15 protein-coding genes and 1 pseudogene are annotated in these 13,431 nt (G+C 35.7%); 9 read left to right on the top strand and 7 right to left on the bottom strand.

Annotated elements, in window-relative coordinates:
• Position 1 precedes the first annotated feature (1 nt).
• The gene (locus tag ACZ9EE_RS27590; protein WP_476031753.1) at positions 2 to 1,147 is read left to right on the top strand and encodes an ABC transporter permease; all 1,146 of its coding nucleotides are present in this window, start codon (positions 2 to 4) and stop codon (positions 1,145 to 1,147) included.
• Between the two features lie 138 nt (positions 1,148 to 1,285).
• Here the strand turns inward: ACZ9EE_RS27590 and ACZ9EE_RS27585 are convergent, their stop codons facing one another.
• Both ACZ9EE_RS27585 and ACZ9EE_RS27580 read right to left on the bottom strand, forming a co-directional pair.
• Entirely contained in the window at positions 1,286 to 1,855 is a 570-nt protein-coding gene (locus ACZ9EE_RS27585; protein WP_476031752.1) for a cysteine hydrolase family protein, read from the bottom strand.
• A gap of 168 nt (positions 1,856 to 2,023) precedes the next feature.
• On the bottom strand, positions 2,024 to 2,266 hold the full coding sequence (locus ACZ9EE_RS27580) for a hypothetical protein (RefSeq protein ID WP_476031751.1): 243 nt from the start codon (positions 2,264 to 2,266) through the stop codon (positions 2,024 to 2,026).
• Positions 2,267 to 2,501: 235 nt separating this feature from the next.
• Here ACZ9EE_RS27580 and ACZ9EE_RS27575 point away from each other — a divergent pair, with 235 nt between their 5' ends.
• The 7 genes and pseudogenes from ACZ9EE_RS27575 (at position 2,502) to ACZ9EE_RS27545 (ending at position 6,921) form a co-directional block, all read left to right on the top strand.
• On the top strand, positions 2,502 to 3,026 hold the full coding sequence (locus tag ACZ9EE_RS27575; RefSeq protein ID WP_476031750.1) for a YsnF/AvaK domain-containing protein: 525 nt from the start codon (positions 2,502 to 2,504) through the stop codon (positions 3,024 to 3,026).
• A gap of 68 nt (positions 3,027 to 3,094) precedes the next feature.
• Positions 3,095 to 3,505, top strand: a complete 411-nt coding sequence (locus tag ACZ9EE_RS27570; protein WP_476031749.1) for a YsnF/AvaK domain-containing protein — start codon at positions 3,095 to 3,097, stop codon at positions 3,503 to 3,505.
• A 414-nt stretch (positions 3,506 to 3,919) separates the two neighbouring features.
• Positions 3,920 to 4,285 (top strand): iron chaperone, encoded by a 366-nt coding sequence (locus ACZ9EE_RS27565; protein WP_476033123.1) that lies wholly within the window; start codon positions 3,920 to 3,922, stop codon positions 4,283 to 4,285.
• 262 nt (positions 4,286 to 4,547) lie between these two features.
• The gene (locus ACZ9EE_RS27560; RefSeq protein ID WP_476031748.1) at positions 4,548 to 4,772 is read left to right on the top strand and encodes an ABC transporter; all 225 of its coding nucleotides are present in this window, start codon (positions 4,548 to 4,550) and stop codon (positions 4,770 to 4,772) included.
• A 362-nt stretch (positions 4,773 to 5,134) separates the two neighbouring features.
• Positions 5,135 to 5,352: pseudogene (locus ACZ9EE_RS27555) on the top strand (hypothetical protein); the annotation flags it as partial.
• Positions 5,353 to 5,433: 81 nt separating this feature from the next.
• A complete protein-coding gene (locus ACZ9EE_RS27550; protein ID WP_476031747.1) occupies positions 5,434 to 6,393 on the top strand; it encodes a DUF3231 family protein in 960 nt (319 codons plus the stop codon).
• A gap of 45 nt (positions 6,394 to 6,438) precedes the next feature.
• On the top strand, positions 6,439 to 6,921 hold the full coding sequence (locus ACZ9EE_RS27545) for a CBO0543 family protein (RefSeq protein WP_476031746.1): 483 nt from the start codon (positions 6,439 to 6,441) through the stop codon (positions 6,919 to 6,921).
• A gap of 160 nt (positions 6,922 to 7,081) precedes the next feature.
• On the opposite strand, the gene ACZ9EE_RS27540 is transcribed toward ACZ9EE_RS27545, so the two are convergent.
• From ACZ9EE_RS27540 to ACZ9EE_RS27520, 5 genes are all read right to left on the bottom strand, one after another.
• A complete protein-coding gene (locus ACZ9EE_RS27540; protein WP_476031745.1) occupies positions 7,082 to 7,357 on the bottom strand; it encodes a hypothetical protein in 276 nt (91 codons plus the stop codon).
• 311 nt (positions 7,358 to 7,668) lie between these two features.
• Entirely contained in the window at positions 7,669 to 9,030 is a 1,362-nt protein-coding gene (gene glnA / locus ACZ9EE_RS27535; protein WP_476031744.1) for a type I glutamate--ammonia ligase, read from the bottom strand.
• A 325-nt stretch (positions 9,031 to 9,355) separates the two neighbouring features.
• On the bottom strand, positions 9,356 to 10,525 hold the full coding sequence (locus ACZ9EE_RS27530; protein ID WP_476031743.1) for a DUF3800 domain-containing protein: 1,170 nt from the start codon (positions 10,523 to 10,525) through the stop codon (positions 9,356 to 9,358).
• A gap of 153 nt (positions 10,526 to 10,678) precedes the next feature.
• A complete protein-coding gene (locus ACZ9EE_RS27525) occupies positions 10,679 to 10,870 on the bottom strand; it encodes a hypothetical protein (RefSeq protein WP_476031742.1) in 192 nt (63 codons plus the stop codon).
• A gap of 177 nt (positions 10,871 to 11,047) precedes the next feature.
• Complete coding sequence (locus ACZ9EE_RS27520) at positions 11,048 to 11,587, bottom strand: YfiT family bacillithiol transferase (RefSeq protein WP_476033122.1); 540 nt, start codon at positions 11,585 to 11,587, stop codon at positions 11,048 to 11,050.
• Between the two features lie 290 nt (positions 11,588 to 11,877).
• On the opposite strand from ACZ9EE_RS27520, the gene ACZ9EE_RS27515 reads away from it, so the two are divergent.
• Positions 11,878 to 13,302 carry a Na+/H+ antiporter NhaC family protein gene (locus tag ACZ9EE_RS27515; RefSeq protein WP_476031741.1) on the top strand — a complete coding sequence of 475 codons (1,425 nt, stop codon included), beginning with the start codon at positions 11,878 to 11,880 and terminating at the stop codon, positions 13,300 to 13,302.
• The last annotated feature ends 129 nt before the right edge of the window (positions 13,303 to 13,431 follow it).

Raw genomic sequence — 13,431 nt, 5'->3', positions numbered from 1 at the left:
AATGAAAGAAATCATGTGGCTGGTGACAAATTCATTACGTTCCATCTTTTTAAACAAGCGAAAAATTTTTGCATATGTGCTCGTTCCGTTACTAGGTATCTTTATTGCCTTTATGGTGTATGGCAATACGGGGCCTTCCTATCTCAATACCGGGATTGTGGACCAAGATCAGACGACGATTTCGAAAAATACCGCCAGTTTCATTGGCAGTTTAAAAAATGTAAAGACAAGGAAAATAACAGAATCTGATGTTAAAAACAAAATCGCTTCCGGCGATCTGGATTGTGCCATTATCCTCGAACCTGGTTTTTCACAAGCGATTATGAATGGCGAGAAGCCAGAGGTGCAGGTTGTATCGATTAAAGGAGCACAGGTCACGACTTATATTAAGGCTTACCTTAACAACTATATCGGTAACATCTCGTCCTTAAGTATTGCTGCCAATGGGGATGTAACGGTTTTTAATACTCTCTATCAAGATTACCAAAATTCAGAGTTTAAAGTATCTGCCCATTCTTTAAATGATACATCTAATAACAACGATATGACGATTCAGACAATCGGCTTTCTGCTGATGATTATGCTCAATTCAGCAGGCGGCCTGTCCGAATTGATTTTAAAAGAAAAAGAAAACCGAACCTATTTCCGGATTATGTCGTCACCAATTGACGGGAAAAAGTATGTTCTTGCTAATGTGATTGTCAATATGATCATTATGACCATTCAAGTGGTAGTCACCTTGACAGTTATGACGAAAGTCTTTGGTATTTCCGCTGGGGTCCCCTACTGGGAAATGATTGGCGTAATGATGTTTTTCTCGCTTGTCTCTGTAGGTTTATCATTGGTCATTACTGCCTTTGCAACCAACTCGAATTCGGCAGGTGCCTTGCAAACTCTTATCATGACACCAACCTGTTTGTTGTCCGGCTGTTTCTGGCCAGTGGAAATTATGCCAAAAGCGGCCCAAAAAATGGCGGACTTCCTGCCGCAAAGATGGCTGCTCGACACAATCTCTGAACTGCAAAAAGGACATTCACTCAGCAATTTGGCATTAAATTTTGCAACCTTATTCGCCTTCGCCCTAGTGTTCTTTATGATTGCCATCTACAAGTTTAGCCGGAATAACAATGTTAAGAGTTTTATTTAATAATTCAAATCGAGTATCACCTACAAAAAACCTCACCGAACTTGGCGAGGTTTTAAAAATTCTGGGACATTGACTTGTATCCCCTGTTTTATTTATCAAGATTTCCATATTTTCCAGCAGTACTGTTAAAGGCTGTTTTCAATTTAAGGAATTAATCCAAGCCTCAACCTTCAGCACATCAGCTTGTCGTGGGAACACCTTCTCGGTAAGAACACGATGAACCTCTGGGTCACCATCGAGACAAGCATCCGATAATACCGTAAGTACATAATCTTTATCTGCCGCTTCCCTCACTGTTGATAGAACTACACCACTAGTAGAAATCCCACTCAATACTAACTTGTTAATTCCCATAGAACGAAGGATGATTTCAAGGTTACTTCCAGCGAAGGCACTAAATCGAAACTTTGTCACGACTGGTTCGTTTGGTTGGGGTTGAAGGGATTCGTGAATTTGCGTTCCTCGGTCTACAACCGTCATTCCCCCAGATTTAGACAAAGCCGAGAACACTTTATTCCGTGGATTGCTTTCAGGATAACCTTCGCTAAAGGCTACACGGACAAATATTACTGGAATATTGCATCGGCGTGCAGCTTCCACTGCCTTTTGAAATGGAGAAAGAATTTCCTGGTTTTCTGAGTAGCGTGACACAATACCATTTTGCAAATCCATCACTAATAGAGCTGTATTTTCGTAAGACTTCTTCATGTGATAAACTCCTCCGAGGATTACTAATAAATACTTTTTTTCATTTTAATTTAAAATCAAGTTCTTTTTAGATATTACCGATTATTTAAAGATAAATCAAAAATAAGCCATAAAGATTTAGCAACGTTTATAGAAACTGTATTTTTATGGCTTCCTTCAATATTATTGTTAGGCGTATTTTAGTCCAGCTTGCTTAATATTATTTTTGTCTGCCGATCCACATGGTGTTACCGCATAGGTCATTTCACAGTTTGGACAATTCATAACGATTGTTTGTAAGATAAAAGTTTCCCCACATTCACACGAAATCTCGTGAGCCACTGTCGGTGCAAAGTTTTCCTTCCTTTTACTTTTCACATGGTCAACGACGTCTTTTCCGTTTTTTAATTTCGATGTACAACCGCAGCTCATATTTTAACCCTCCAAAGTACTTGATTAATAATTTATGTTCAGAATATCACATATTTTAGGAAAGCTCTGTATCCAAAAATCAACAGATTATTATAAAGGTATCCAAAATTAATGAAAATAATATTTTATTCAGCTCGCTGCTTAGTAGTTTTTTCAATACCGTTTAAAGAATAAAGATTTCTCTAGCGCACATTATATTAAAGGCTTGACCATTCAACTTACAAGGGGGATTTTTATGAGCGACTTCTTAGGTTTATTCAGTGATGACAATTCACAAAACACGGAAAATCAAAATAACCAATCCAATTCAAGCAATCAAGGCAATGAAACCAGTTCAACTAGCCAAAATTCTCAAAATGATGGGACACTTCAACTTCATAAAGAAGAACTAGACATTACGAAAAATAGTGTCGATGCTGGAGATGTAGTGATATCTAAAGATGTTGTCGAAGAACAAAAAACGGTTGATGTTCCTGTTATGCATGAGGAAGTTGTCATCACTAGAACCCCCATGAATAATGAACGAAGCGATTCATCTGCGATCTCCCAGGAGACCATCACTATTCCAGTGTCTCAAGAACAAGTGGAGGTAAACAAGTATGCAGTAACGACTGAGGAGATTTCCGCTTCAAAACGTCAAGTTCAGGAAACGCAGCAAGTCCAGGAGTCACTCAAGCACGAAGAAGCCCATGTTGATACGACTGGAAATGTTAATGTCGTTTCCGATGCATCAAGCTTTAGCGATATCAATAACAGCTAAACAAAAACACCTATTCATTGCCAAGCAATGAATAGGTGTTTTACCACTATCAGATGGGGGCCATTAAGTTGACTGAAAAGCAGAATTCCCAATATGATTCCAGCAAAGATGTTACGCTCCAACTACATAAGGAAGAAATGCAGATAAACAAAAAATGGGTTAAAACAGCAGATGTTTCAATCTATAAAAAAACATATACAGAGGAAAAACAAATTGTAGTCCCTGTCACTTATGAGGACCTAATTATTGAAAAAATAGTTGCAGACCCTGAGAATCCTGCAGAAAAAAAAGTTGAAACGATATGTATACCCTTATCAGAAGAGAGGATCGAGGTCACACTGACACCAGCCATTTTAAATGATGTTGAAATTAATAACAATCAATATGAGGAGCTGATTCAAGTACAGGAAAAATTGAAGGAAGAAAAAGTTCACATAGATACAATTGGAGATATTACGGTGGTTGACAATCCTTTATGATAATTACAATAAAAAAGCAGTCTTGTCCTAAACAAGACTGCTAATCAAGATTACAAGTTATTTTTTATCTTTCCCCATAAAAGGAAGCCCTGAAATATAACCAACATTTCCTGGATTTTGTGAGCTATTCAATACGTATGTTCGCTAAAACACACGATTAAATCAGCAATGCTACCCAGTTTTTTGATTGCGTCAGCATTTTCCACTGCAGACTTATTTAAAGGAGTATTCGCAGATGTTGAGTCTACAAGTCCCTTAACTTTTTTCAGGCGAGAATTTCCCCACATATCCTTCTATCATCTCTTACCCATATTTTTTTATTATGTAATTTACATCCTTATTAGAAAGATGATTCTTGTTCCCCATCGATTTGTCTAGTACCTTAGGAGTACCTGGGTTTTGAAAGGAGTAATTATGGAAGAAAACAAACCAACGTTTAAATCAATTGACGAATACATTTTACAATTTCCTCTTGATGTGCAGGAAATCCTAGAAAAATTAAGAGAAGTGATCAGGGAATCCGCTCCTAATTCAGAAGAAAAGATCAGTTATCAAATGCCTACTTTCTATTTATATGGAAATTTGGTGCACTTTGCGGCCTATAAAAAACATATTGGATTCTATCCCACTTCTAGTGGTATTGAAACTTTTAGAGATAGATTATCTGAATATAAAACCTCAAAAGGTGCAGTACAATTCCCGATAGGAAAGCCGCTCCCCTATGAATTAATAAGCGAAATAGTTAAATTTAGGTTCGATATAAATATAAAGAAAGCTTAAGGAAAATGGAAAAAGAAGAAATAATATATTGACACAGTAAGTGTGCACCACTCGTGGACAAATCAGTTCATTTGTCCACGAGTGGTGCCTGACACCTTCATTACACCTTCATAACACCTTCATATGGTAAGTACTACTATCCAATTATTATTTATTATTCACTTTTTGTTAGGTCTTTCGCCTTTTTTCTATATCCATAAAACATTCTGTAAGGAAACCGCATACAATGTTGGTGAACAACCGATGACAGGAGGTGAAATAAATGAGTCATAATCATTATTCCTGGGGAGCTTTTCTTGGATTCTTAACAGGGGTTTTATGGGTGCTATCTGTAGTATTGGGCTGGATTACTACATTGCTTGGAGTCATCGGGCTAGGCGGTTTACTTGTTACCGTTATTAACTTCCTCGTTGCTTTAATTGGCATCCTTGCATTCCTCATCTTCGGATTGTGCGTATTCAAAAAGGCGTGGCATCACTGTAAGTGAAAAAGCCAAGGTTCATAATAGGTATTCATGCAATTTTTAAATATATTAAAGACAGATCTCCATATTTTGGGTCTCTCTTTTATCGAGACAAATAAAAATAGCGGGACAAAGCCGTAATAGGCTCTGTCCCGCTTTTTATTGCTAAATTAGAATTTAGTATGATAGTTATCGATTTCCATGCATGAACGGCTGTACGGTAGCTATATCATACTTTTTTAAGATTATTTAAGTATCAATAACCTTAATGAATCAACACCTACTATTTATAAGACCAAGTTGATAGACGTCTTTTTATTGGATATCGCTGTTTATTAATATTTAGAAATGATATGCCATCACTGTTGGTAAGGAGCTTGAATTAGGTGGCTAACTCAAAAGAAGTATTACTATGGAGTATTGCTCTTCCTGGCTTTGGTCAATTTTTAAATGACAAACTAATAAAAGGTATTGTTTTTGTATTTTTAGTATTCCTTATAAATGTAAATGCAAATTTTAATGTTGTTATAATTTCTAGTTTTCATGGAGGAATCGAAATGCCATTGCTCAAACTGATTACTTATGGCTAATGTTTTACCCTTGTTATTAGAAATATACCCTGAATAATTACCAATATTTTTTGTCATTCTAATAAGAGAAATTAAATAATGAAGGAGCCTTTTGTATGAACGTAAATGAGTTCGGCTTTCTTTGGTATCTACAATCAAGTTCGAATATGTTTAATATTATTTTAAAAAATCTTATTGACACTGCTGAGGATAAAGATTTGAGAAGTGTTCTAGATGAAATCAATTCATTATCTACATTTCAAGAAAAAGAGGCTACAAAGATATTAAATGACAACGGTTATAATGAACCGCCATTTTTCAGTGAAGTTGATTTATATAACTCCTCAGTAAAGCTTTTTACCGATCAATTAACCATTGAAATTCTTAAGCATATTACTGGAAATGGGCTGCGGGTCCTCGCTTCTCAATATTCAGAACTAACGGATATGAATGTAAAGAAATTCTTTAGTGAAGTCCTCACTAAGACTATTCAAATTGATGAATCTCTTTTAGGTTTATTAAAGGAAAAGAACTTGTTACAAAACAGTCCATTTTCATACATGAAAGCACATGAAAGAGAGAGTAAACTGTTTAAGGTTGTATCTACACAATTGAGACCACTTAATGCGGTAGAATTGAGTCATATGTACGGTGCACTTCAATGCAATAATGTTGGTGTTGCTCTATGCGCTGCTTTTGCTGATGTTGCAAAAGATGAAGAGTCAAAGCAATTATTTAATGATGGCAAGAAATTAGCATTTCATCAAGCTGCTACTTTATCGGATATTTTCAGGGAAAACGGAGTTAGTACTACAACTGGACTGGAGAGCTTCGTTCATAGGGTCCATGAATCTCCATTTTCAGATAAGTTAATGACCAACCTAATAATGTTTTTAAATCCTATTGGAATAATAAATTTACAAAGCGCTGCTGTATCTAGTTATAAGAAGAATCATGTCAAAATACTAAGTGAATTAATAGAACAGGTCCAAAGTTTTTCAGAAAACGCGTTTAAACTATTAGTTAAAAAAGGTTGGTTTAATGAACCACCATTAACTAGTAGGTCAATTAAATAATTATAAACTGAATCCAATAGTGTAAATAATAAAGAAGGATAATTAATGAAATACAAAGCAGAGAAAACTATCGAAATATCATCCTGGATAATTGTGTCATTATTATTAATAAAATTTACACCAAAAAATAAAATTCGTGAAACACTAGTTGTATTTTTATTTAAACAAGCACTAACATGGATTTTTGGATTACTAGTGGTAGAAAAAAACTTAATATCCTATCCATATCGTTTATTTTTCAAAAAAGCAAATAAAGCTGCTTTTTCATTTGAATACTTTATATATCCTGGACTATGCGCTTTATTTAGTTTGTACTATCCAAAAAATAATTCTAACCTTTTAAAAACCCTGCATTGCTTTATTAGTACTTCTGTAATAGTCATCTTTGAAATAATTGCAGTGAAATATACAAAATTAATTAAATATAAAAAATGGACTTGGTATTGGAGTTTTTTAACAATTTGGATAACAGATTACTTAACACAAGCTTTTCACAACTGGTTTTTTAAAACTAAATTTCATGAATAAAAAGGGGCAGTTAGACTGCCCCTTGTATTAATTAAATGCACGATAACGCTGAGGGAGTGACAGAAATGGAATAAAAACCCATTTCCCTTATTCCTACATTTGACAAAAAAATTTTTTATTAGGGAAAATTTAGAAATAAAAGAACACTTAGAGAAGCCTATTATTCATTTATATCTAATCCAGATAAATTTAAAGAAAGTTCATCTAATACTAAAAATACACAACCAAAAACAGATCTGTAATCGATATAGTCCCCTTTAACTTCAACATTTATCTCAATAATATTCCTTTTATTATGTATGTATTTTTCTTCAAATTGATTAAAAGCAATACTTGTAACAGATACACTAATTTCCTCTAAGGATTTTTTTAGCTCACTTTCAAATATTGAATTATTAAAGTTTTCCCTGAAGAAAATACGAATAGTAAATTTCATTTCAAATCCTCCTTCTACTTATGATTTGCCAAATCTTCTTTACTTAACCTTTTTTCGAATAACTTGTTTATCTTTTATCCCATTTAATTTATTCAACTAAACTGTACGTAGCGAATAAAAAAAGCGATCCTCTAAGTATCGCTCATTTTACATTAAATTTCTTATTCTGAAAAATTGGATAATTACATAAGCGAACTTCTTGATGAATAGGTCAGAATATCAGTCAAAAAAGTCGGTCAAAATAAAAGTCGGTCAAACTTATGAAAAATTTGACCGACAAAGAATTTGTTGTTATATCAATGGTTAATAGCTTAGAATTTCGAGTGGTAGTTTTCAATTTCCCAAGAATGTACACTCGTACGGTAGCTATCCCATTCTGCTTTTTTCATTGATACATATTCATTGTAAACATGTTCCCCTAGCGTTTTAGCAGCAATCTCTCCTGCTTCTAATTCTTTTACGGCTTCAGCTAAGCTGCCTGGTAAGTTATCGATTCCCCTGAATGCTCTTTCTTCTTCACTCATGTGGAAGATATCTTCATTAATTGGTGCTGGTGCCTCAAGACCTTTTTCGATTCCATCTAAACCTGCAGATGCAATTACAGCAAATGTTAAATAAGGGTTAGAAGATGGATCTGGACAACGTAATTCTACACGAGTCGCAAGACCTCTCTTTGCAGGAATACGAATTAACGCTGAACGGTTTGATGCAGACCATGCGATATAGCAAGGAGCTTCGTAACCAGGTACCAAACGCTTATAAGAGTTTACTAACGGGTTTGTTACCGCTGCAATACTCTTCACGTTCTCTAATACACCCGCAATAAATTGGTACGCTTTTTCTGATAATTGCATCTCATCAGTTGGATCAAAGAACGCATTATCGCTTCCTTCGAAGAATGACATGTTCACGTGCATACCAGAACCGTTGATTCCGAATACTGGCTTTGGCATAAAGGTAGCATGCATGCCAAATTTCTTCGCAACTGTTTTGACAACCCATTTATAGGTAGTTGCAAGGTCAGCCGCCGTTAATACATCCGAATATTTAAAGTTAATTTCATGTTGTCCTTCTGCAACCTCGTGGTGAGAAGCTTCAATCGTAAAGCCCATTGCTTTTAACGCACGGTAGATTTCTAAACGAACACGCTCGCCAAGATCATGTGGAGATGGTTCAAAATAACCCGCTTTATCCGTTAACTCTGTAGTTGCGTATCCATTGTCATCGTTTTTAAATAAGAAAAACTCTAACTCAGGACCTACTGAAATGGTATATCCTTGATCAGCAGCACGCTCTACTGTTTTTTTCAGAACATTTCTAGTATCTCCTTCAAAAGGAGTTCCGTCTGGATTTGCTGCTGAGCATAGGAAACGAGCTTCTGAATATCCCTCTTCTACTGTCCAAGGAAGAACAGCAAATGTAGACAAATCCGGTTGAAGATAAAGGTCAGATTTATTAATAGGAGAAAAACCTTTGATAGAAGATCCATCAAACATCATTTTTCCTTCAACAACATCTTCTAATTGCGCACTTGTAACAGTGACGTGTTTTAAAATCCCTTCAATATCGACAAATTGCAAGTGTAAAAGTTCAACACTTTTTTCTTTGATTATTTCTTTGATTTGTTCTAAAGTTGATTCTGCAGTTGCGTTAGAAATTAGTGTTTCAGCCACGTCACATTACCTCTCATTTTCATGTTATATTTTGTCACATCATTTAATAACTAGATTATATTTTATAATTCCAAGTTTGACAATCCTTTTTTGTATATTTTTTTGAATATTTATTCTAATTCTTTGGGAAGCGTTTTCATTTATAACCCTGTATATAAAGGTGATTCCCTATAATCAGCCAGATGTGGATAAATAAATATGCAAAAACATGCAATTTTTCTCAAGTGTAATCATTAGTTTATTAAAATAAAAAAATGACCTATACAAAAGAATAGGTCATTTTCTTTAAAAAACTTTTTTAGCTCTACAAAAGAGTACTACGAGATTAAATTTTCATTTTTCCCGTATCGATTATTTTTTTCAGATAGTGATATTCTTTTTGCTCAAGAATATCAATTTCATTATTGGTTGCAAGAAGAATCTGATCCCTGCATTTTGATATTCTTTGTATCATTGGATGGATTGTAAGACTTGATAAATTTACAAAATCATATAAGTCATTTAAGCATACAGGCAATTTATAGCCTTTATTGCTGCTGGCTATCAGTAAACCACTGTCACGCAGTTTAGAAACAATGTTAGAGCGGAAATAATGCGGATTTAATTTTACATCGCGAATAGCATTCAGATTATCCAGAATCTCTTCCGTATACACATACTCATCAGGGTTATCTTTCAAATTGAACAAAAGGAACTTAAGGAAATCTAATCTCAGCCTCTCATCATCCTCTTCACTTTTGCGATGTTTTTCAATATATTTATAGGCTAGATTTACAGATTTTTTGATAATCATTTCATCATATCTTGATTGATGGTGCTCTGATTGATATTCGAACAGAAAGTTTTTATAGTCTAGGGGTAAAAGGTTTATTGCAGCAATCTTGCTTTTATAAATTTTAGAAAAAGAACGGTAATTTTCAGAATAGATGGTTTTGTCGTACCCTGTTGCAAGAATCTTGGTGATAAAGTTCGCTAACTGAAGAAGGATGTCGGATTGGGTATGGTTGAACCCGAAGGTGGAATAATTAAATAGATCTGGAATATTTCTAGTGTTTATATAATTTTTAAACTCTCTTAAAAAAAGTTTAGCTTCTTGTTTATCAGCTGAGAGATCAAGCTGTTCGAACGTTCGATTCAATTCATCATAAATCTTTCTATTTAAATACTTTAGGAAAGGCGTTTTGTACAAAATTCCGTTGTCTTCTCTTACTTTTCTTTTATCAATCACATAAGCGTAGATGCTAAATGGTAATTCTTTTATCTCATTTAACAGCTCCATCGTTCGGATTGGATGGTGTTCGATTATGGTGAAATCGATCTCCCCTGTTTGGAAGTATTTTTGGCAAATCTGCTCTAGTTCCCTTTCTACCCACTGCTTATTTGATTCTTTTAGAAGGATAGCCCCGATAATAAAGTGCGTTGTTCCCTTTTCTTTCTCAAAATCAAAACGATAATCTCCATATTCATCTATAAAAGCATATTGAATTTCCTCCATTGTCCCCCTCCTTACCCCAGCATGAAATTTGTATTACTATACAAATTCAACAAAATTTCATCTAAACCTTCTAGAGACTTCCATTTTTCACATTACCAATACACCCAGACTGCAAAACCATAAAAAAGAAGGACACCCAAGTGCCCTTAAGAATTACTTACTATCGCTGTTATTCTTTTCACCAATTTCAGTCGTTCCGATTTTTGGTTCAGATGAAGTATTGGTTTGATTAGGAACCCAGTCGAAACTTGGTTCAGTTGTGCCTGTTGACATTAAAGGCTGGCTGACTCCATCAGCCTTTGATTCACTTTTCGTATTTTTGGAGTTAAAGTTGTCTTCTGCCATACTTTTTTCCTCCTATTCGTTTAAAGCCTTTCATCCATTAATTTAACCCAATTTATTAACTAAAATCCTATAGAAATCACTTTTATCTAGCTAAACAGAACAACAAGTCAGGTGGTATGCCGGAATTTAAGGTGATTTATCTGCCTCTCAGCACCTTCACACTTCAATAATACTACTTCACTCATCCATTCCACCTGACCAACCTTTTCGTTTACTTAATGAGGTAATATGGGCAAGATGGTGGCGGCTATGCCAAGCATATAGGCCTATATTTTTACCTACCGTAACTTCACCAGATTCAGGATGCAAAAATGTTTTTTTCAAATCATTAGTACTTAAATTTCGCAAGAGCTGGACCAATCGTTTATGGAGGGATGTTAGGAGTTCTAATGAAACATTAATTGGCAATTTACTATCGGGAAGTTCCGCCCATTTTCCTTCCTGATAAGGTTTAATCGTAGGATTTTCTTCGGTGAGGGCCAATTTAAAACGAATATAAGCGTTCATATGACTGTCGGCCAGATGATGGACAACCTGACGAACAGTCCATCCCCCAAGCCGGTAAGGGGTATCTAGCTGTTCAATATTCATGTTTTTTACAGCTGCTCTTAAAAGTTCAGGTAATTCTTCAATCTCTTTTATCCAAGTCTTAACAACATCGTTCGTTATTTCTCCCTGAAACTCGAATTTTCCTATTGGATACCTTTCGTCCACGATAATCTCCCCCTTTTCAACCTAATTTTAACAAAATATACCACCTTTTTAAATAATCCTTATGTAACTAATTTGAACTTGAGTTTGATTTACTTTTTTGAACCATACAAAGAAGACTGGTTGTCCCTTGCTTAGATATGATTCAGGAACAATTTTGTTCCATTATCGGACAATTTAAGGAAACCCACCACACATCAATTCCGCCTTGAACTAATTCTTTTCCCCAACATAATGTCCACCTCCTTGGCAATAATAAACAAATAGTTAAAGATTAATGACCGGAGGAAGAGACTTTGGAACATACTTGGCTTTCTCTGCTACCTTTTATTATTGTCATCTCCATGTCAATATGGCTTAAAAACATCCTGCCTGGTCTTGTCGTTGGCTTACTGGCCGGGGCTTTTATTGTTCAGACTCATTTATTAGCCGGCGCCTATCAAACCGTTTCCTATATCGTTACCACCCTGTCCAATGGAAACAATATAAAAATTATCGGGTTTCTTTACTTATTTGGCGGATTGGTCGGTATGATGAATATTTCCGGTGGCATTAAAGGGTTCTCGGAATGGATTGGGGCTAGGATTAAGACAGAACGAGGACTCTTGGGACTCATCTGGCTCACCCTTCCGTTCACGTTTATGATGCCAATGTTTCGGATTATGATGATTGGTCCCGTCGTTAAATCTCTTATCAAAAAAATGAACGTCCCGAAACAAAGGGTTGGCTTAATGATGGATATATCCACTGAGTCTGTCATTGTCCTATTACCCGTTGCAACAGCATTTGTGGGATTCATGGTTTCATTAGTGGAAGGAAGCATCCGAAAGCTGCAATTAGACATGTCAGCTTATCATGTATTTCTGCTAAGTATCTTGTTTGATTTTTTTGCGATTGTGATGTTAGTGATTGGAATCCTGTTTACCTTCTGGAATCCGGAGAAGAGAGGTCATTCTCGACAACGTGACCATGAGCTATTAGATGCGGAAGGAAACGAATTTCATCGTGCGGGCATACAAAAAGAATTATCCTTGGTCAAAGCCCAGCCCTGGAATTTAATATTCCCCGTCTTCTTACTGCTAGGATTATCATTATTCCTTTTATGGAAAGATGGAATGGATAAAGGGGCGAATACGGTATTCGAAGCTTTTTCGATGGCAGATGCCACCTTTGTGATGCTGCTGGCCGTTTTCATTACACTTGTCTTATCGTTTGTGTTTTACATCATGAGGAGACAGGCCTTGCATGAGATCTTATACCATTTTTATGATGGCGGAAATCAAATGATGGAGGCCATTAGTCTACTTGTCCTCATTTGGTCTTTGACATTATCAGCAGAGGATTTAGGTTTTTCGAAGTTTATCAGTTCGACATTAGGGTCATTTCTGCCCGCCTATTTGACCCCTGTTACTATTTTTGTGCTCGGTTCTTTAATCGGCTATTTTATTGGGTCTTCTTGGGGAACTTGGGGTTTGTTTATGCCTTTAGGGATGTCGCTTGCAGTATCTACCGGGGCATCGATCCCGTTAACGGTCGGGGCAGTGTTTGCGAGCGGGGCTTTTGGGGCGTTAACTTCGCCCTTGGGTGATACTACGATTACAACCGCGTCGATTTTGGATATGCCACTGGTGGAATATGCCCGCTTTAAATTGAAGATTTCTGTGATTGGGGCTGGGATTGCGATTGGTTTATATTTAGTTAGTGCTTTGTTTTTTATTTAGTCCATTTCAATAATAGCCCACATACTCATACAAAAAACAGCCAAACAGAAATCTTCTTGCATTGGCTGTTCTTTAACAATCCTTTAAAATAGATTATACTATAATAACAATACCTATTTGAAAAAGGAG

The organism is Bacillus sp. URHA0034 (assembly GCF_056280405.1).
Note: the sequence above shows the minus strand (reverse complement) of the source record. Positions and strands in the feature narration are given on the sequence as shown.